This is a genomic window from Corynebacterium ciconiae DSM 44920 (assembly GCF_030440575.1).
GTDB classification, from domain to species: domain Bacteria; phylum Actinomycetota; class Actinomycetes; order Mycobacteriales; family Mycobacteriaceae; genus Corynebacterium; species Corynebacterium ciconiae.
This window is the reverse complement of sequence record NZ_CP047189.1, coordinates 494,186-513,050: the sequence shown is the minus strand read 5'-3', so window position 1 is coordinate 513,050 and position 18,865 is coordinate 494,186. Positions and strand designations below refer to the sequence as shown.

Here is an 18,865-nt window from a genome sequence, read left to right as displayed (position 1 = left end):
GCAGGCGTGTTCATTCTTACAGCGCGCCTGAACCTCTCCAGCGCTTTCACCAGAACAAATATCCTGAGCTGGCCATATACTCCCACGGATGCGCCGCCGCACGGTATGCGCCACGGCGCTTGGGGTGATTCACAGTGGCCGGCACAACGCCACAGCGCCAAGATTGCTGAATTTTTCCTGTGTAGCCAATGGCGCTGCAGCCTGCGGCCTGCGCTTAGCGCTCTGCTTCCCCAAGATCGAAGGGCACCCCAGCGGGAAGTTCATTGCGCTCAGCCGAGGCGCCGGCGTGAATACCCTTCGTCACCTGCACCGGGTTACCCGAGGCGATGGAGTGCGGCGGCACGTCCCGGTCCACCACCGAGCCGGCGGCGATCACGGACTTGCGGCCGATGGTCACCCCGGGCAGCACAGTGACCCCAGGCCCGATCCACACATCATCTTCGATAGTGATGGGAAGGGCCCTCTTCCAGCCATAGGAGCGCATCTGCGCATCGTGCACCGGCGGCATCGCGGTGTAGAGCTGGCAGCCTGGGGAGATATTCACCCGCTCCCCGATGCGCACCTCGGCGGAATCGAGGATGGTCACATTCGCCTGAATGCGGCTGCCCTTGCCAATGGAGGTGTGCACGCCGTATTGGATGTAGATCGGCGATTCCACCTCGGTGTCCTCGGTGTCATACTGCCCCAGAAGATCAAGCAACAGGTCCTGCTGTTTGATCTCATCGGTAGTGGTGTTGAACTCCCGCAGGGTGCGCGCCGCGGTGCGTCGGGCCTCCTTTGGCTCCTTGGATTTGGGCAGGTACCACTGGCCGCTGCGCATCTGCTCGAGCGTGGAGTAGGTCTCAGGATCAAAGCTGTTCTCACTCATGCGCCTATTGTGCACCACCACACATTCGAGGTGAAGGCCCCGCTGGATCACAATTGCTGGGGTGTCCCCCGTTTGGGTGGCACCCACCCCAGCGGAGTGTAGGGCCCTAGGCGCTAGATACTGATCTCCCCTTGCTGCGCCTTCGCAGCGATATCGCTGCGATAGTGGCCGCCGGCAAGTTCAAGCGACTCGATCAGCTCATAGGCCTTGGCCCGAGCCTGTTCAATATCCGAGCCACGGGCCACCGCGTTGAGCACACGCCCGCCCGCTGCTTCGAACTCCCCAGAGTCGTTGCGCTTCGTGCCCGCGTGCAGCACATAGGACTCGCCTCTGTAGTCCACGGCCCCCAGACCATGAATCACATCGCCTCGCCGCGGCACAGCTGGATAGCCCTCGGCGGCGAGCACCACTGTCACTGCTGCCCCCTCGTGCCACTGCAGCGGTGGCAGCTGTGCCAGTCGCCCCTCCGCTGTGGCAGCCAGCACCTCGGCCAGCGGGGTCTTCAGCAGGGCCAGCACGGCTTGGGTTTCTGGATCGCCGAAACGGCAATTGAACTCCACCACGGCCGGGCCATCAGCGCCCCAGGCCAAGCCGGCATAGAGCAGACCGGAATAGGGGCAATCGCGCGCGACCATCTCTCGGGCCACCGGCTCGCAGACCTCGCGGACGATGCGTTCGGTGGCATCCTCGGGCAGCCATGGCAACGGGGCATAAGCCCCCATGCCGCCGGTGTTTGGCCCCTCGTCGTGGTCAAAGGCCCGCTTGTGATCCTGCGCCGGCAGGAGCGGGACCACGGTCTCACCGTCAACAAAGCAAAACAGCGATACCTCGGGCCCGTCGAGGAAGGATTCCACCAACACGGGGTTGCCGGCTGCGATCACCGAACGGGCATGGGCCTCAGCCTCGGCGCGGTGGGTGGTTACTACCACGCCCTTGCCGCCGGCCAGGCCGTCATCCTTAATCACGTAGTGCGGCCCGTAGTTATCCAACACAGATTCGATGTGATCGGCCGACTCGATGCGGGTGGCGGTGGCGGTGGCCACGCCCGCAGCCTGCATCACGTCCTTGGCAAAGGCCTTCGAGCCCTCGATCATCGCGGCGGCCTTGCTCGGCCCAAACACCGCGATGCCGGCCTCGCGCAGGGCATCACCCACCCCCGCCACCAACGGGATCTCGGGGCCCACCACCACGAGATCAGCCTCCAGTGCCTGAGCGAGAGCGGTGATCTGGGCGCCGTCTTCCACATCGATGGCTGCACCCTGCCACTCGGGGTGACACACCGCGAGATCGCTCATGCCGTCGCCCCCAGGGGCCACATGCAGCTCGTTGACAGATTCGTCCTTGCTCAATGCCAGCAGCAGGGCGTGTTCGCGGGCGCCCGACCCGATAACCAAGATGCGCATGGCCCTCTAGTGTAGCGAGCCGAGACACACTTCATCCCCTACTTCGCGCGCCGCCACACCCGCATCGCCAACTCGTCTAGCCTTGAATGCATGAGCAGCATTTTTACGAAAATCATTTCCGGAGAACTTCCCGCCCGCTTCATCTACCGCGATGACCGAGTGGTGGCTTTTCTTGATATCCGCCCTCTCACCTATGGCCACACCCTGGTGGTTCCGGTGACCGAGGTGGATAAGTGGACCGACCTTCCCCAGCCCGAGCTGCGCTCTCTCACCGAGCTGGCCCAGCAGGTGGGGCGCGCCCAGATTGAGGCCTTCGGCTGCGAGCGGGCCGGCACCGTGATCGCCGGTTTCGATGTGCCCCACACCCACATTCACGTCTTCCCCACCAATGCGATGAGCGATTTCAACTTTGCCAACGCCATCGCCGAGCCGGAGGAGGCCAAGCTGGACGAGGCCGCAGCCGCCCTCCGCGCGGTGCTCGACACGAACGCCGACGGCTACCCCAACCACTAAGGGCTAGGACACAATGGCACACACCTCCGTGGAGCTCGACGGCACCGACTACAGCTGTGAGTGGCCCGCCGAGACTACCCTGCTTCAAGCCATGCTCGATGCCGGCATCCCGGCGCCCCACTCGTGCACGATGGGTCAATGCGGCGCCTGCCAATGCACCCTCGAGGGTGGGGACTCACACATGCTAAACAACGACGTGCTCAGCGACTATGACGTGGAGGACGATCAGCGCCTCGCCTGCCAAACCATGCGGGATTCCGAGGGGCCCTACGAGGTCAGCTACCTGTTCTAGGCCGCAGGCTCGTCTGGGCTGCACGGCAGGCATACGGTAAAGACCGCGCCGCGCCCCTCGGCGGTGTGAAGGCTGATGTGGCCGTGGTGGGCGTCGACAAGCGATGAGACGATCGCCAGCCCCAGCCCACTGCCGCCCGAGGCGCGGGAGCGGGAAGAATCGGCGCGGTAGAAGCGCTCGAATACGTGCTGGGCGTCGCGCTCGTTCATGCCCGGCCCGCAGTCGGCCACGCTCAGATTCACGTGCTCGGCTGTGGCCTGCACCTGCACCGTGATGGGTTCGGCGCCGTGGGCGAGCGCATTGTTGAGCAGATTGACCAGTACTTGGCGAATTTTATCGGCATCCACCGTGGCCATGGCTGGGCCGTCGCTCTGGAGGGTGATGTCCGCCTCGCGGTAGTCGGCGATTACCCGCTGGCTCAGCTCCGTCAGATCAGTCTCGCGCAGATTCAGTGTCATCCCCTCCGCGCGGGCAAGCGCCAGCAGCCCCTCCACCAGCTCGCTCATCCGATCGGCCTCTTCGCGAATCTTCGCCACCACTCGATCGGGATCGTCCATCGCCCCCGATTGATAGAGCTCTGCATATCCCCGCACGCTCGTCAGCGGAGTGCGCAGCTCGTGCGAGGCGTCGCCAACAAAACGGCGCATCTGCTCTTCTTTGTCCCTCGCGGTGGTGAGCGAGGATTGTAGCTGCTCCAGCATGGTGTTCATCGCCGCGCCCACCTTGCCCACCTCGGTGGACTGCGAGGTGTAGCGCACACGCCTGTCGAGATCACCACTGGTGATCGCCTCGGCGGTGTCGGCCACATTACGCAAAGGCTGCAAGGATCGATGCACCACCACCGCGGCGATGCCGGCCGCGATCGCCAACACCATCAGCCCGATACCCCACTGGGCGGTGCGGAGATTACGCAAGAGCCGTTCCTCATCCGCCACTGAGCGGGCAACCACGGTGACGCTGCGATTATCGCTGATCGCCACCACTCGCCATTTCGATTGATCCGCCGAACCGGGTGAGGCGCCAACGGTAAAGGGCCCCTCATCGATGCGCACCATCGACAGGTCGGGCGAGGAATTGGAGTCGTTATAGCGCACCGAGGTGCCATCGCTGAAAATCTGCTCCACATAGAAGCTCGACGGCGGGCGGGGCTGAGTGGACTTCTTCGCATAGAGCTCGCTGTTGCGCGCCCAGCCGCTGGCCGCCCCCACCAGCTGCCCATCCACCTCGTTATAGGCGAAACTACGCATGATGGAATTGACGGCCGTAGCGCTGGCAACCATGCCCACCCCCATGATGGCGACCACGATGAGCACCACGGACACCCGCAGGGGCAGGCGCTGGGGACGACGCCACCTACGGGGCTGTTTCTCCTCGGCTGTGTGGGAGGAATCCATGAGGCGCCTAAGCCTTCGGGGCGCGCAAGATGTAGCCCACCCCGCGCACAGTGTGAATCAGATGGGGCTCGGCGGTATCAAGCTTGCGTCGTAAGTAAGAGATATAGGACTCCACCACGTTGCCGTCCCCGCCGAAATCGTAGTTCCACACCGCGTCTAAGATTTGGGCCTTTGACAGCACGATCTCGGGATTGTCCATGAGATAGTGCAACACGTTGTACTCGGTGGGAGAAAGCTCCACCACCTCGCCAGCTTTGCGCACCTCGTGGGTGTTATCGTCCAGCTCTAGGTCGGCATAGCGCAGCACCGGCCGCTGCTCGGCGCGTGGGCCGGCCGCGGGCGCATCGCCGCTCTGTGTACGGCGCAGGATCACCCGCAGCCGAGTGACCACCTCCTCGAGAGAGAAGGGTTTGGTCACATAATCATCGGCGCCCAGGGTGAGCCCGCGAATTTTATCGGGCACCTCATCCTTGGCGGTAAGGAAGAGGACCGGGGCCTCATTGCCCTGGGCGCGGATTGTAGACAGCAGCTCGAAGCCGTCCATGTGCGGCATCATCACATCCAAGATGAAGGCGTCCACCTGCTCGGTTTTGAGCTTCTCGAGTGCCGCCGGCCCCGAGTAGGCGGTGATCACGGTGAAGCCTTGGAACTTCAGCGATACATCGAGCAGCTCGACGATGTTCGGCTCATCGTCTACAACCATCACTGTCACACTCATGGTCTCTATTGTGCCCTAGCCGCGGGCTGCGCTCGCTCTTCGCTTACACCAACCGGCCCGTGCTCCCCCGCCGATATGGGGAAAGCTACGGGCCGGTATGTGTTCTGCGGGGCGCCGATGCGCCTGCGCCTTAGAGGTGCTTGACGCTGGGGCCGATGTTGCGCAGGTTGGCTCGGGCCAAGTTGACCATGCGGCCCACGCCGCCGCCGAAGACGGTGCGGGTGGCGGCCTTGGAGAAGCCGAGCAGCATCTCCATGGTGATGTTCGGCGGGATGGACAGGGCATTCGGGTCGGTGACCACGTCGATGAGCACCGGGCCGTCATAGGCCAAAGCCTCGGCCAGCTTGGGCTTAACATCCTGCGGCTCTTCGATGCGGACATGCTTGATGCCGATGGCCTCGGCGATCGCGGCGTAGTTCACGCCCTCGTGGTCGGTGCCGCTTTCGGGCAGGCCCTGCACGAGCATCTCCAGCTTCACCATGCCGAGGGAGGAGTTATTAAACACGAGGGTCTTGATCGGCAGGTTGTGCAGCTTCACGGTCAGTAGCTCGCCCATGAGCATGCCCAAGCCACCGTCGCCGGACATGGAGATCACCTGACGGTTGCGGTCGGCCGCCTGGGCGCCGAGGGCCTGGGGCAAGGCATTGGCCATGGTGCCGTGGCGGAAGGAGCCGAGCAGGGTGCGCTCGCCGGTGGGGTTGTTGATGTAGCGGGCGGCCCAGACGTTGCACATGCCGGTATCGACGGTGAACACGGCATTGTCATCGGCCAGCTCGTCGAGGACGTCCGCGACATACTCGGGGTGGATGGGCTTCAGCTCTTCCACTCCCTTGGTGTAGGCGTCCACGATGTCGTTGAGCTTGGTGTAGTGATCCTTGAGCATCTTGTCGAGGAAGCTACGATCCTTCTTCTCTTCCACGTGCGGCAGGATGTTGTCGATCGTGGCCTTCACATCGCCAATCACGGGGTAGTGCACAGTGGTGCGGCGGCCGATATTTTCGCCCTTGATGTCCACCTGCGCCACGTTCTTCTTCGGCAGGAAGTCATCGTAGGGAAAGTCGGTGCCCAGTAGGATCAGCAGATCGGCCTTATCGCAGGCGTCGTGGCAGGCGCCATAGCCGAGCAGGCCGGACATGCCCACGTCATAGTTATTGCCGTGCTGGATATACATTTTGCCGCCGAGGGCGTGACCAATCGGCGACTTAATCTTCTCCGCAAGGGCGAAGACCTCCTCGCGAGCATCGGCACACCCGGCACCGCAGAACAGGGTGACCGTGTCGGCCTCGTTAATGGCCTCAACGAGGCGGGCGGCATCTCGGGGATCCGGGTAAACCACCGGACGAGAGGACGCGACGGCAGAATCCTGCCAGCGGGTGTCCTCCACCTCCTGGGTAGACACATCGCCGGGAATAATCAGCACGGATACGCCCTTGCCGGCCAAGGTGGACTGCACAGCGTGGTGAGTAATGCGGGCACCCTGGTCGCCGCTGAAGACGGTCTCGCAATAACCGGAGGCCTGACGGAAGATCTCCGCCGGCTTGGTCTCCTGGAAGAAGTTGGAGCCGATCTGGGCTGCGGGAATATGAGAGGCCAGTGCTAGGACCTTCGCCCCGTTCCGGTTGGCATCCATGAGGCCTTGGATGAAGTGGGTGTTGCCCGGACCGCAGGAGGCGGCGCACACAGCCAGCTCGCCGGTAACCAGGGACTCGGCGCCTGCGGCGAAGGCGGCGGCCTCCTCGTTGCGCACATGCACCCACTCGATGCTGGACGAGGACACAGCGTCCACAATCGGGTTGAGGCTGTCGCCCACGATGCCGAATACTCGCTTAACGCCGAGATCCTCGAGGTATTTCACCAATACCTGTGCGTATGAAGCCACGATGGTCTCCTTATATATCTGTATGAGGGATAGTTGTGAGGGGTTGGCTAGCACACTGTGCAGCGACAGTGAGCCCCATACCCCCGCTCCACTGTGCCCTTTTCCCCAACAACGTGCTAGGGCAACACCGCGCCGCAGCCCTGCCAGGACCTACGCTTATCCGCTGTGTACTGCGGTTTTATGCCCGCTCGTGCCGCTGATCACACACGCCATTGCCGGCCGCGGCGCCAGCACCCTTCGAGACACCCCAGCCGCGCCCACGGCAAAGGGCTGCTGCCCCCTTGTTATTCTGGGCTCGACGTCACTTATGTAGCACCCACAAAGCTCTTCTATTTGAGGGTGGACCATCATGAGACTGGGCAGCTACTTTTCGCTTAAGGACATACGACACACCATGGGCACTCGCCGCAGCACATCACGCACCGATACCGCCACTGTTATCTGCTGGGGATTGTGGGACTGGGGATCCGCAGCCTTCAACGCCGTCCTCGTGACCTTCATCTTCGGGGTGTATCTCACCGATTCTGTGGGACAAACACTCAGCGGCTCTACCCCGGCCTCTTCGTACCTGGGTTGGGCGATCGCCATCGCCGGTGTGGCCATCGCCCTCATGGCCCCGATCGTGGGGCGACGAAATGATGTGCGGGGCACGCGTCGCCGCGCCTTGCTGCTCTGGTCGGCGGTGACGGTGGTACTCATGGCCAGCCTGTCACTCATTCGCAATGATCATCCCGCCTATTTTTGGGCGGGCATTAGCATCATGGGATTGGCGAGTATCACCTTTCAATTCGCGGAGGTCAATTACTTTGCCCAGCTTGGGCAAGTCTCGACCAAGGCGAATGTAGGGCGGGTCTCCGCCTTCGGCTGGTCCATGGGGTACTTCGGTGGCATCGTCCTGCTTTTAATCTGCTTCTTTGGGTTTATCTCCGGCGACGGCGGATTTGTGGGACTATCCACCGAGGGCGGATTTAATGTGCGCATGGTCGCACTACTCGCGGCCGCCTGGTTTGGACTCTTCGCCCTACCCACCCTGCTGCGGGTGCCGGAGATCGAAGCTCAACCCGAGGCACACACTCCGCGCGGAGTGGTGGATTCCTACAAGGATGTAGGGCGGGTGATCGCGCAACTGTGGCGCGATGATCGCCGCGCCGTGTTTTTCCTTATCGCCTCGGCGGTCTTCCGCGACGGCTTGGCGGCCGTGTTCTCCTTTGGCGCGGTGCTCGCCGTCACCGTCTACGGCCTAGGCGCCGATAGCGTGATCCTCTTCGGTATCGCCGCCAATGTGATTTCCGCGCTTGGCGCCTTGGGCTCGGGCTGGTTGGACGATCGCTTCGGCCCCAAGCCGGTAATCCTCACGTCACTCGGACTGATGGTGCTCGATGGGATCGTGCTTTTCTTTGCCGATGGCCCGCGCGCGTTCTGGATCTTGGGGCTCATCCTGTGCTTCTTTGTGGGCCCCGCCCAAACCGCCTCGCGTTCTTTTTTGCAGCGACTCAGCCCCGAGGGGCGCGATGGTCAGATGTATGGCCTCTACGCCACTACCGGGCGGGCGATCAGTTGGCTCGCCCCGGCATTCTTTGCGCTTTTTGTTGCTGCCTCCGGCAGTGACCGCGCCGGCATTCTCGGCATTGTGGTGGTCCTCGGCGCCGGCGCGCTGCTCTTGCTGCCGGTGCGCCAACCGGCGCTGGCTCGCAATTCCGAGAACGCCTAGCAGCCAGTACTTGCACGGGCGAATCACGGGTTGTGCTGCATAAACAAACACCGGAGCCTCACGCCACCTCAAGGGTTCTAAGACACCTCTAGGCGGCGGGCTCCGGTGAAAGTATGTGTGCGGGCCGTTTCAGCTGTCGGCCCGCCCCCACCAGCGGTGGGGGCCACTCACGGGATTAGACCTGAGTGATGAGCTCCTCCAGCGGGGTGGAGGACAGCAGGTAGGGGGCAACCTCGAGCACGGTGAAGGCACCGGTCTCGCCCTGCTCAGCCAGGCGGTGTGCGGCGCGGCCGTAGGCCACCATCACACCACCGGTGAAGTCGGGGTTGCGCTCGAGCTGCAGCTTGTACTCCACGAGGTGATCAGAGAAGCCAGCGTGGCCGTGGCTGATCACATAACCACCGTGCGGCATGCCGGTGTGCTCGGCGTCGAAGGTGGCCTCGTCGATGAAGTTCACCTCAACCTCGTAGCCAACGAAGTAATCCGGCATGGTGCGGATCTCTTCTTCAATGCGGGCGTGCTCGGACTCGTCTGCCACAACCCAGCACTGGCGCTTGTGCACGGCCTCAACCTGCTCGCCGTTGCGGGCCTTCTCCAGCACCTCGGTGTCCGGCAGGGTGTACTGCACAGCCTTCTTCACACCTTCGATACGGCGCAGTGCGTCGGAGTGACCCTGGGACAGGCCCGGACCCCAGAAGGTGGACTGCTGGCCGCTGATGAAGGAGCCAGCCATCACGCGGTTGAGGGAGAACATGCCCGGATCCCAACCGGTGGACACGACGGCGACATTCTCGCCCTTCTTCGCAGCGGCATCCATGTCGCGGTAGTGGCGCGGGATGTCGTGGTGATTGTCGTAGGTGTCCACCGTGGTGAAGTGCTCTGCGAAGTTCACAGCCTGCTCGGGAATATCGGTAGCGGAACCGACGCACAGGAACAGAACATCGACCTGGTCCTTGTAGTCCTCCACCTTGTCCACCGGGAAGACCGGGGCGTCGGTGTCGAGGCTATCGCGGCGGGAGAAGATTCCGGCCAGCTCCATGTCGGGCTGATCGTTGATGATCTTTTCCACGCTCTTGCCAAGGTTGCCGTAGCCGACGATGCCGGCGCGTACAGTGCTCATTGTCTCTCCTTCAATAGTTCGACTTCGTGAGATAAGCACACGCTACATGGATTCCCGCGTTCTGCCCACTTTCAGCAGTTGCCACTATCCTCTAGCTGCAGGAATTTCCCTGTTCACCTATAGAAAAGCGGGCTAGGTTGGTGACTCATTTCACAATTTTTTTGCTTCTCGACGCCACCCCGCAGCCCCAACCGACGACCGTCGCACGCAAAAAACGCCCCCAGCCCCTTGCTCACAAGCGGGGCCGAAGGCGGCAGAGTTATCGCGCAGGCACTGACACCTTTAGCTGCGGGTATGGCTCAGCATCAGCCCAATAAAAAGCCCGGCGCCGCCGATGAGATTGCCCACGCTGGCCCATACGATGTTGTGCAGCATCCCCGCCATGCCGTAGTCGGCCCCGGCGAGCAGGCCTGCTGGCATGTAGAACATGTTGGCCACGCAGTGCTCGAAGCCTAGGAGCACGAAGAGCATGATCGGAAACCAGATTCCGAAGATCTTGCCCACGCTATGGCGCGCCGCCGTGGCCATGAGCACCGCGGCGCAGACGAGCACGTTGCAGAGGATGGCCTTGACCACGATGGTGCCGGCACCGGCGTGAGCTTTCTTCTCGGTGAGCGTGAGCAGAAAGTCGGTCATCTGGGCGTCGAAAAGCCCAGCCTTGATAGCCGCGGCAGCGATAGCGAAGGCACCGATGAAGTTACAGAGATACACCACGCCCCAGTTGCGCAGCATGGCGGCCCAAGAGTAGCGGCGACGCAGCGGCCCAGCGGCCATCATCGTGTTGGAGGTAAAGAGCTCCATGCCGAGGAGCACGATGGCAATCAGGCCCACCGGAAACACTGCCGAGCCCATGAAGCGCAGGAGCCCAACACTGTCTGTGTCCGAGTGCGGGGCGGCGAGAATCACGTTGCCCACCGCACCGAGGCTGATGGCTGCGCCGGCAAAGAAGCCAAGGACAATCAGCGAGACCAGTGGCTTGGCCGCCTTGGCCTCACCGGAGGCAAGGGTGGCATCCACCACCTCTGCGGGCGTGGCAGTAGGAGCAGGTGCAACGGCGGAGGACATGCGGGAACAACCCCTTCACAGTCTTGAGACGAACCAATGGCGAAAACACTGACCGCTCCCGTAGCCAGCCACGGCACGTTCGCAGCCTCACCATTGTATTTTCCCCCTCCACGTAGAGGGAAAACCACTGCCCCTTTCCACTAGCCCCATACCGGTGGGGTAAAGAAAAACCAGCCGCGAGCAGCAGACGCTCGCAGCTGGTGTTCTTTTCGCTGAGCTGGAGACGAGACTTGAACTCGCAACCTACGGTTTACAAGACCGTTGCGCTACCGATTGCGCCACTCCAGCACGCACACTCACCCACCCGCTCGGGCGGCAAGGTACGAGCCACGATATTACAGTCCACGTGCCGGTATTTCCAAGCGCCGGACAATCACCCCCACCCAGCGCCAGTACCTGCATGAATCGGGCCATGAATATGGCGAGAAAAGTGGGGCGTGCGCAGTTAGTATGCACTTAGTAGCCCACGCGCGTTAGACTGCCAATCTGCGCAGTACACGCCCCAAAAATTGCGGACCCGGCCTCGCCACCGCTGGGTGTGCGCGTATCCCCTCATCCTATGCCCTCAACAATGGGAAGTTCCGCCTCCGTGACTAGCGTTTTTTCTCGTGCCAAAAAGTTTAAAGAGTGGGTGTTCCCCTCCGGCCGCGTAGCCACCATCGACGCCTCTCAGGCAGCCGCGCCGCCCTCCCCACTCGCCCCTATCGATCTCACCGATGCCGACCAAGTGGCCTTTGTGATGGACGTGGCCATCCGCATCGGTGATATTTTGCTCTCCTCCGGCACAGCCAACAGCGACGTGAAATCGCAGATCCACACGGTGGCTTCCTCCTATGGCCTGCACTACTGCCACGTGGATATCACCATGAACACCATTACTGTGTTCTCACACGTGGGCGGCAAGCGCCGTCGGCCGGTGAGCGCTTTCCGCGTCGCTGGGCGCATGGATGTGAACTTCTCCAAGCTCAGCGACGTCGACCGGCTCATCCGCTCCATCCAGGCTGGCGCGACCCCTCCAGAGGTTGCCGATAAGATCCTCAGCGATATCATCGCCGCCCCGCCGCCCTATGGCGCGAAGATCGCGGTGATCGGTTGGGCCACGATGGCAGCGGCCGTCTCAGTGTTGCTCGGCGGTAACGCACTGGTAGCCTCGCTGTCTTTTGCCACCACCCTGGCCATCATGGTGGTCAATATTTTGCTCGACCGGCAGGGCATGCCCTCCTTTTTCCAGAACGTCTTTGGCGGTTTCGTCGCCACCCTGCCCGCCGCCTTTGGCTATCGCCTCGCCACCGAACTGGGCTGGTCCTTCAACCCCAGCCAAGTGATCGCTACCGGCATCATCGTGCTGCTCGCCGGCCTCACCCTGGTGCAGGCCTTGCAGGACGGCATCACCGGCGCACCGGTGACCGCCTCCGCCCGCTTCTTTGAAACGATGCTGATCACCGGCGGCATCATCGGCGGTGTGGCCTTAGGCATTGAGGTGGCCGCGGCGATCGGCGTGGAACTGCCGCCCATCCAAACCTCTCCCCCGCTGCAGTTTTCCTCCTCGGTGGTGAAGGTGGCCGCAGGCTCTTTGGCAGCGGCAGCCTTCGCGGTGGCCTCCTATGCGGAGTGGTCCACCGTGGCAGTGGCATGGCTGACCGGCGCAGCCGGCTTCTCCCTTCACCTGTTGGTACTGCAGCCGCTGGGAGTGGGCGCGCTGACCTCCACCGCCATGTCTGCCACCATGATCGGCCTCGCCGGCGGCCTGCTGGCCCGCCGATTCCTGATCCCGCCGCTGATCATCGCTATCTCCGGAGTCACCCCCTTCCTGCCGGGCCTGGCGGTGTATCGCGGCATGTATTCCATGCTGAACGAGCAGCTCATCAACGGCTTTACCTACATCGCCTTGGCCATTGCCACCGCCGGTGGGCTAGCCGCGGGCGTGGTTTTTGGTGAGTGGATCGCCCGCAAACTGCGCCGTCCGCCAATCATGCGCGCCTATCGCGCTATTCGACGCCCCCGCCGCTACGGCACCCAAGCAGCCAACGAGGCCCGCTCCGGCATCGACCACGTCTAGGCGCCCCACCCTCGGCGCCACCCATGGCGTATAATTGCTTCCTTGACGTCTGTTTCCGCTTTCTTTTCACTCTCACAGGAGGATCCTTGCCACCCAAGGTGACTGACACCCGTTCCACTGCCGCCGAGTCGCTGCACGCAGTTGAAAAGGAGACGGCCGAGGCTGCACGAAAGATCGTGTCCAGCTATTCCGAGGATTTCCTCGACGCTGTCACCCTATCCTGCATGCTCGGTATCGAGCCGGAGGGGTTGATCTACTCCAAGGTGGCCGCCGAGTTCGAGGAGCCGGAAGAGAAGAAGACCACTAAGAAAGCGTCGAAGAAGGCCACCAAGAAGTCCTCGAAGAAGACCACGCGCAAGAAGGCCTCCAAGAAAGCGTCGAAGAAGGCCACTAAGAAGTCTTCGAAGAAGACCACGCGCAAGAAGGCTACGAAGAAGGCCAGCTCTAAGGCCACTAAGAAGGCTACGTAGACCGCAGCGCGGCGTCGTCACTGAGCGCACAGACATAGGCGGCGCCACGATCATCCATCGCTTGAGAAGTTAGGCCCGCCCGTGTCCAGCGCTAGCAGTGAACGCTATTCCTTTATTGTCGTTGCCAACCGGCTCCCCGTTGATCTCGAGCGTGACTCGACGGGGAAGCAGCGCTGGGTGCCCAGCCCCGGCGGACTCGTATCCGCGCTGACGCCGGTGCTCTCCGCCCACGAGGGCGCATGGGTGGGCTGGCCTGGGGTTGCCGATGCCGAACCCGAGCCCTTGCGCTCCGATAAGGGCTTCGACCTGCACCCCGTTGCCCTCAGCCAGCGCGATTTTGAGGAGTTCTACGAGGGCTTTTCCAATGCCACCCTGTGGCCGCTGTATCACGATCTCATCGTCACTCCCGAGTATCACCGGCACTGGTGGGAAACCTACCGCGAGGTGAATCTGCGCTTCGCCGAGGCCACCGCCGCACTCGCCGCCGAAGGCGCAACCGTGTGGGTGCAGGATTATCAGCTGCAGCTCGTGCCCGGCATCCTGCGTCACCTGCGCCCGGATCTGACCATCGGCTTGTTCGTGCACATCCCCTTCCCCTCCCCTGATCTATTCCGCCAGCTGCCGTGGCGAGAAGAGATCGTGCGCGGCATGCTGGGCTCCGATGTGATTGGCTTCCATCTCGATCGCGACGCCGCCAACTTCGTGCACCTGGCCAAGAGCGTCGGCGGACTCGCCGGCTCCCACACCGGCCAGCCCGATGAGCTGGATGTGAGCGAATTCCCCGAGGATGACTGCCCGGATTCATCGTCCGAGCAGGACACCGAGCATCACTGCTACCGGGCAACCGTTACCACCGCGACGGGGCGCACCGTGCACATCGGGGCCTTTCCGATCTCTCTCGACACCTCCGAGATCACCGCGGCACTGTCTACAGCTGATGTTCCCGCGCTGCGGGCCACGCTCGGCGAACCCGAGGTGATGATCGTGGGCGTGGACCGGCTGGACTACACCAAAGGCATCGAGGCCAGGCTTGATGCCTGCGAGGAGCTCTTCGAAACGGGGGCACTCGATCCCGCCACCACCGTCATCGTGCAGGTGGCCACCCCCAGCCGCGAACGCATCGAGCACTACCGACGAACCCGCGCCCGAGTGGAGCACACCGTGGGCCGCATCAATGGCCGCTTCGGTGAGATCGGCCGTCCCGTGGTGCACTATTTACACCACACCGTGGATAAAGACGAGCTGGTAAACCTCTATGCGGCAGCGGACATTATGCTGGTGACCCCGCTGAAAGACGGCATGAACCTCGTGGCCAAGGAGTATGTGTGCGCCCATCCCGAAGGACACGGCGCGCTGGTGCTCTCCGAGTTCGCCGGTGCTGCCGCTGAGCTGCAGGAGGCCTATCTGTGCAATCCCCACGATGTGGAGTCCATTAAGCGAGCGCTGTTGTCTGCAGTGCGGGATCTTAAGGACGACCCCGCCGATACTCGCGACCGGATGCAGGCGATGAACCGCACCGTGATGGACCATGACGTGCACTATTGGGCCGAGTCCTTCCTCTCCGCCCTCGACACCCAGGCTGGGGGTGAGCAGTGATGCGCCTGCGTGCGGCCCTAGCCGTGACGTCTACACTCGCGCTGCTGACCGCCTGCGGTTCTCAGCAGCCCGAACCCAACCCACTCACTGGCCCCGCCTGGTACATCACTGATGTCTACACCCAGCCGGATTCGCCTTCCCAATTGCCGGATTCCATCGCCGGCAAGGCGGTGCTGGCTCTCGGCGAGCACACCATGGCAGGCGATACTGGCTGTGCTCCTTTCCAAGCCGAGGTGCACTACACCCGCGACGGCGAGGGCTCGACCTCCGCCGACGCCACCCAGCTTCGCTTCGAGCATCTGCGCATCGACGAGCCCCACTGCGAGGGCGCTGCACAGTATTTTCATGAGCACATCGTCTCTTTGCTTAACAGCGAGCTGGATGTAGATCTGAAGGAGAATAGCCTAGTGCTGCGTTCAGCGGAGGAGGACATCGACGCCCCCGCGCTGCGCCTCGTTTCCGCCCTCTAGCCGCACCTCGGCTGGGGTGTGCTGCCCGCCGTGAGCGGATACACTGGGTGGCTATGGCTATGAGCAGCATGACCGACCGCATTATCGACGCCGCCAAGAGCATCAAGCTGTTGGTGGTTTCTGACTTCGACGGCACCATCGCCGGGTTCGCCGACGATCCCACCCAGGTGCCCATCAATGAGCGCACCATGCACGCTCTCGAAGAGCTCGCCTTGCTGCCCAATACTTTCGTGGCTATTTTGTCCGGCCGTGACCTTGAGAATCTCACCTCGCTTGTGGAGCTTAACGCCCCCATCATGCTGGTGGGATCGCACGGGGCGGAATCCTCTTCTTCCCCAGTAACGCTGAGCGATGAGCAGGTGGCCGTGCTGCAGCGGTGCACCGCCGCCCTCGAGGCTGTGGCCGAAGACTTTCCCGGCTCCTATGTGGAGCACAAGCCCTTCCACCGGGTGTTTCACGTGCGCCGCATGAACAACCCCGATCAGCGCAACGTTGCACTGGCCCGCGCCCGCGAAGCGCTGGCGGGCGAGGACGTGATAGTCAAGGTCGGTAAGAACATCCTGGAGTTGGCGATGCTGGACATCACCAAGGGGACGTGGATCGACGCGGTGCGTGAGCAACTCAATTGCGACTGCGTGGTTTTTGCCGGCGATGACGTGACCGACGAGGATGGATTCCGCGCGCTCGGCGATTACGACTTGGGCGTGAAGGTGGGCCCTGGGCAGACGGCGGCGCACCTAAGCATTGACGATGACCTCGAAGCCGTGGCGGAGATGTTTACTGCCCTCTACGAGGCTCGCCGCGACTATAAATAAGGCCCAGCAGCTTATCGACGCTTCGCTGTCTATATCCGCGGCCGTGCCACGGTGGAGCCTTCATTAAAGGTGGTCTCGAGCTGTACATAGGTGGATTCTGGCTCTGGACCTCCCTCAGCTGCGTCGATCACGGCGCTCAGCAGCTCTCCGGTGAGTGTGCCCTTGCGCTTATTGGGCTGGATCACGGTGGTGAGATTGCGCAGCAGCGCAACGGTGGTGCCGTCGAAGCCGGTGACCGACAAGTCCTCGGGCACTCGCAGCCCGCAGGAGCGGGCGTACTCTAACACCCCGATGGCCATGGAGTCTGTGGTGCACAACACCGCGGTGAGCTCTGGGTGCGAGGTAAGTAGCTCGCGGGCAGCATCGACGTTATTTTCTCGATCATTGATGTGGCGTTCCACAATCGGCACCGTGGCTGGGTCGATACCGGCGGTAGCGAGCACATCGAGCGCGCCACGTACTCGATCCTGCTGCACATTCATGGTGGCCGTATGAAGGCGCTTATCATCGACGAAGCCATCGTGACGCACATTGGCCAGACGGATGCAGAGGATGCCGATGTTGCGGTGCCCGGCGTCGATAAGCGCCTGTGCAGCGGGGGCGATGGCATCATAATCATTAATGCCCACATAGGGCAGCCCTTCGTATTTATCGGGCTGATCGCAGATCACCAGCGGCAAGCCGCGCTGCCGGGCTGCCTGCAGATAGGGGTCGGCGGCCGACACCGAGTACACCACGAAACCATCAACCGAGCTGGAGTTGACCACCCCCGCGGCCAGATCCTTATCCTCGCTGGTCTCAGGGCCGCAGGGAACAAGGGTAAGCGCCACATCGCGGCCCACCGTGGATTCCGCCAAGCCTGCCAAAAAGTCCACCGAGGCGGAATCCTCGAAGGCATAGGGTAGGTGCTCGGTGAGCAGCACTCCCACATTGCCGGTCTTTTTCATCCGCAAGGACCGGGCGGTGGGATCAGGACCGGTGTAGCCAACGCGGCGAGCGGTGGCCAGAATTTTCTCCCGCAATGCCTCGGAGAGCTGTTCCGGACGGTTGTAGGCATTCGACACGGTGGTGCGGCTAACACCAAGCTCCGCGGCAATGGAAGCCAAAGTGCCTCTGCTGCCGTTGGTGCTGCGCCCAGTGCTACGCGTGCGAGAGTTGGTGCCCATAGTAGAAAAATCTAGCACGCCGCAGATTTTCAGTGATTTCCATTTGACAATGTTTTTCAGTACACGTTCACTGTTGAGTATGAAGCACACCAAAACTCTCATCGGCATTGTTTCCGCCGGTGCCCTTGCCTTCGCCGGATGTTCCTCCGCCTCTGACTCGGGCGAGTCCGGCTCCTCGGCCGAGTCCAGCCCCCAGGCTGACAGCATTAACATCGTCACCTCCACCTCCATCTGGTCCGATGTGGCCGACGAAGTGGTGGAGGATGACACCGTGACCATCACCCCGATCATTGACGGCGATGGCATCGACCCCCACTCCTTCGAGCCGACCGCTTCGGATATGGCGAAGGTCGAAGAGGCCGATTACATCATCGTCGGCGGAGGCGGATACGACTCTTGGCTCTACAGCGCCCTCGATAACGACGAGAAAGTGATCCACGCCCTGCCGCTCACCGAGCATCACCATGATCATGGCGATCACGACCACGACCACGGCGATCATGAAGCTGAACACGATCACGACCACGACCACGGCGATCACGAGGCCGAGCACAATCACGACCACGACCACGGCGATCACGAGGCCGAGCACAATCACGACCACGACCACGGCGATCACGAGGCCGAACACGATCACGACCACGACCACGGCGATCACGAGGCCGAACACGATCACGACCACGACCACGGCGATCACGAGGCCGAACACGACCACTCTCACTCGCACGCCGAGGGCGCTGCGGACAACGAGCACTCGTGGTTCAACCCGGAGCTGGTGAAGCAGGTAGCAAAGGACCTAGACCAGCGCCTAGACACTGACCACCCAGAGGTGGATGCGGACGCGGGTCGCGTCGATAAGCGTATGGACAGCGTGGACGAGCAGCTACACGAGCTGCCGCACATCCACTTCCTGCAGACCCACCCGATTGCAGACCAGCTGTTCCTGCACACCGAGTTCCACGACGTGACACCGGAGGAGTACCGCAAGGCCACCCTGAACCACTCGGAGCCCTCCGCCTCGGCGCTCGCCGCGGCACTGGAGAGCGTGAACGATGGCGAGGTGGAGCTGATGGTGGATACCCCGGAGACTTCCTCTGAGTACACCGAGCGCCTGCGCGATGCCGCTAAGGACAAGGACATTCCGGTGGTTGAGATCACCGAGACCCCGGCCAAGGGCCAGAATTTCTTTGACTTCTTCGATGACATCGTCAAGGAGCTCAAGGACAAGGCCGCACAGGTTGAAAACTAGCCTCGGCTCGCCCACTTCCTACTACCTACCTCAACGCCCGCCCGCCGCTGCCCAGAGAATGCTGATGCTTCCCTGAG

Annotated in this window: 17 protein-coding genes and 1 tRNA gene; 9 read left to right on the top strand and 9 right to left on the bottom strand. The window is 62.5% G+C overall.

Features of this window, described 5'->3' with window-relative positions; all coding sequences use genetic code 11:
* Positions 1–214: 214 nt before the first annotated feature.
* Entirely contained in the window at positions 215–868 is a 654-nt protein-coding gene (locus CCICO_RS02215; protein WP_018018832.1) for a sugar O-acetyltransferase, read from the bottom strand.
* A gap of 113 nt (positions 869–981) precedes the next feature.
* On the bottom strand, positions 982–2,271 hold the full coding sequence (gene purD / locus CCICO_RS02210) for a phosphoribosylamine--glycine ligase (RefSeq protein ID WP_018018831.1): 1,290 nt from the start codon (positions 2,269–2,271) through the stop codon (positions 982–984).
* 90 nt (positions 2,272–2,361) lie between these two features.
* Between purD and CCICO_RS02205 the strand changes: the two genes are divergently transcribed.
* Together CCICO_RS02205 and CCICO_RS02200 are read left to right on the top strand one after the other, a co-directional pair.
* Positions 2,362–2,784 carry an HIT family protein gene (locus tag CCICO_RS02205; protein ID WP_018018830.1) on the top strand — a complete coding sequence of 141 codons (423 nt, stop codon included), beginning with the start codon at positions 2,362–2,364 and terminating at the stop codon, positions 2,782–2,784.
* A 13-nt stretch (positions 2,785–2,797) separates the two neighbouring features.
* Positions 2,798–3,076 carry a 2Fe-2S iron-sulfur cluster-binding protein gene (locus CCICO_RS02200; protein WP_018018829.1) on the top strand — a complete coding sequence of 93 codons (279 nt, stop codon included), beginning with the start codon at positions 2,798–2,800 and terminating at the stop codon, positions 3,074–3,076.
* Here the strand turns inward: CCICO_RS02200 and CCICO_RS02195 are convergent.
* From CCICO_RS02195 to CCICO_RS02185, 3 genes are all read right to left on the bottom strand, one after another.
* The gene (locus CCICO_RS02195; RefSeq protein WP_018018828.1) at positions 3,073–4,470 is read right to left on the bottom strand and encodes a sensor histidine kinase; all 1,398 of its coding nucleotides are present in this window, start codon (positions 4,468–4,470) and stop codon (positions 3,073–3,075) included. The genes CCICO_RS02200 and CCICO_RS02195 overlap by 4 nt on opposite strands.
* A gap of 7 nt (positions 4,471–4,477) precedes the next feature.
* The gene (locus CCICO_RS02190) at positions 4,478–5,197 is read right to left on the bottom strand and encodes a response regulator transcription factor (protein ID WP_026161292.1); all 720 of its coding nucleotides are present in this window, start codon (positions 5,195–5,197) and stop codon (positions 4,478–4,480) included.
* 121 nt (positions 5,198–5,318) lie between these two features.
* Positions 5,319–7,067 carry a pyruvate dehydrogenase gene (locus CCICO_RS02185; protein ID WP_018018826.1) on the bottom strand — a complete coding sequence of 583 codons (1,749 nt, stop codon included), beginning with the start codon at positions 7,065–7,067 and terminating at the stop codon, positions 5,319–5,321.
* Positions 7,068–7,461: 394 nt separating this feature from the next.
* Here CCICO_RS02185 and CCICO_RS02180 point away from each other — a divergent pair, with 394 nt between their 5' ends.
* On the top strand, positions 7,462–8,778 hold the full coding sequence (locus CCICO_RS02180; protein WP_018018825.1) for an MFS transporter: 1,317 nt from the start codon (positions 7,462–7,464) through the stop codon (positions 8,776–8,778).
* A 175-nt stretch (positions 8,779–8,953) separates the two neighbouring features.
* On the opposite strand, the gene CCICO_RS02175 is transcribed toward CCICO_RS02180, so the two are convergent.
* From CCICO_RS02175 to CCICO_RS02165, 3 genes are all read right to left on the bottom strand, one after another.
* The gene (locus CCICO_RS02175) at positions 8,954–9,898 is read right to left on the bottom strand and encodes a diaminopimelate dehydrogenase (RefSeq protein WP_018018824.1); all 945 of its coding nucleotides are present in this window, start codon (positions 9,896–9,898) and stop codon (positions 8,954–8,956) included.
* 282 nt (positions 9,899–10,180) lie between these two features.
* Positions 10,181–10,963 carry a formate/nitrite transporter family protein gene (locus CCICO_RS02170; RefSeq protein ID WP_018018823.1) on the bottom strand — a complete coding sequence of 261 codons (783 nt, stop codon included), beginning with the start codon at positions 10,961–10,963 and terminating at the stop codon, positions 10,181–10,183.
* 215 nt (positions 10,964–11,178) lie between these two features.
* Positions 11,179–11,251: transfer RNA gene (locus tag CCICO_RS02165), tRNA-Thr, on the bottom strand.
* A gap of 301 nt (positions 11,252–11,552) precedes the next feature.
* Between CCICO_RS02165 and thrE the strand changes: the two genes are divergently transcribed.
* From thrE to otsB, 5 genes are all read left to right on the top strand, one after another.
* A complete protein-coding gene (gene thrE / locus CCICO_RS02160; RefSeq protein WP_051067214.1) occupies positions 11,553–13,022 on the top strand; it encodes a threonine/serine exporter ThrE in 1,470 nt (489 codons plus the stop codon).
* A gap of 86 nt (positions 13,023–13,108) precedes the next feature.
* Positions 13,109–13,492: a hypothetical protein gene (locus CCICO_RS02155; RefSeq protein WP_026161291.1), complete on the top strand. Its 384-nt coding sequence runs from the start codon at positions 13,109–13,111 to the stop codon at positions 13,490–13,492.
* 81 nt (positions 13,493–13,573) lie between these two features.
* Entirely contained in the window at positions 13,574–15,088 is a 1,515-nt protein-coding gene (locus CCICO_RS02150; RefSeq protein WP_018018820.1) for an alpha,alpha-trehalose-phosphate synthase (UDP-forming), read from the top strand.
* Positions 15,089–15,111: 23 nt separating this feature from the next.
* Positions 15,112–15,558 carry an META domain-containing protein gene (locus tag CCICO_RS02145; protein WP_167540131.1) on the top strand — a complete coding sequence of 149 codons (447 nt, stop codon included), beginning with the start codon at positions 15,112–15,114 and terminating at the stop codon, positions 15,556–15,558.
* A gap of 53 nt (positions 15,559–15,611) precedes the next feature.
* A complete protein-coding gene (gene otsB, locus CCICO_RS02140; protein WP_083878235.1) occupies positions 15,612–16,373 on the top strand; it encodes a trehalose-phosphatase in 762 nt (253 codons plus the stop codon).
* Between the two features lie 29 nt (positions 16,374–16,402).
* Here otsB and CCICO_RS02135 read toward each other — a convergent pair whose 3' ends face one another.
* Positions 16,403–17,539: a LacI family DNA-binding transcriptional regulator gene (locus tag CCICO_RS02135; protein ID WP_018018817.1), complete on the bottom strand. Its 1,137-nt coding sequence runs from the start codon at positions 17,537–17,539 to the stop codon at positions 16,403–16,405.
* Positions 17,540–17,618: 79 nt separating this feature from the next.
* Between CCICO_RS02135 and CCICO_RS02130 the strand changes: the two genes are divergently transcribed.
* Entirely contained in the window at positions 17,619–18,788 is a 1,170-nt protein-coding gene (locus CCICO_RS02130; RefSeq protein WP_018018816.1) for a metal ABC transporter solute-binding protein, Zn/Mn family, read from the top strand.
* Positions 18,789–18,865 lie beyond the last annotated feature (77 nt).

What these genes read in the sequence shown, in the direction of transcription:
- CCICO_RS02215 (WP_018018832.1), bottom strand. Translation starts at nt 868, where the DNA reads ATGAGTGAGAACAGCTTTGATCCTGAGACCTACTCCACGCTCGAGCAG.
- purD (WP_018018831.1), bottom strand. Translation starts at nt 2,271, where the DNA reads ATGCGCATCTTGGTTATCGGGTCGGGCGCCCGCGAACACGCCCTGCTG.
- CCICO_RS02205 (WP_018018830.1), top strand. Translation starts at nt 2,362, where the DNA reads ATGAGCAGCATTTTTACGAAAATCATTTCCGGAGAACTTCCCGCCCGC.
- CCICO_RS02200 (WP_018018829.1), top strand. Translation starts at nt 2,798, where the DNA reads ATGGCACACACCTCCGTGGAGCTCGACGGCACCGACTACAGCTGTGAG.
- CCICO_RS02195 (WP_018018828.1), bottom strand. Translation starts at nt 4,470, where the DNA reads ATGGATTCCTCCCACACAGCCGAGGAGAAACAGCCCCGTAGGTGGCGT.
- CCICO_RS02180 (WP_018018825.1), top strand. Translation starts at nt 7,462, where the DNA reads ATGGGCACTCGCCGCAGCACATCACGCACCGATACCGCCACTGTTATC.
- CCICO_RS02175 (WP_018018824.1), bottom strand. Translation starts at nt 9,898, where the DNA reads ATGAGCACTGTACGCGCCGGCATCGTCGGCTACGGCAACCTTGGCAAG.
- CCICO_RS02170 (WP_018018823.1), bottom strand. Translation starts at nt 10,963, where the DNA reads ATGTCCTCCGCCGTTGCACCTGCTCCTACTGCCACGCCCGCAGAGGTG.
- otsB (WP_083878235.1), top strand. Translation starts at nt 15,612, where the DNA reads ATGGCTATGAGCAGCATGACCGACCGCATTATCGACGCCGCCAAGAGC.
- CCICO_RS02135 (WP_018018817.1), bottom strand. Translation starts at nt 17,539, where the DNA reads ATGGGCACCAACTCTCGCACGCGTAGCACTGGGCGCAGCACCAACGGC.
- CCICO_RS02130 (WP_018018816.1), top strand. Translation starts at nt 17,619, where the DNA reads ATGAAGCACACCAAAACTCTCATCGGCATTGTTTCCGCCGGTGCCCTT.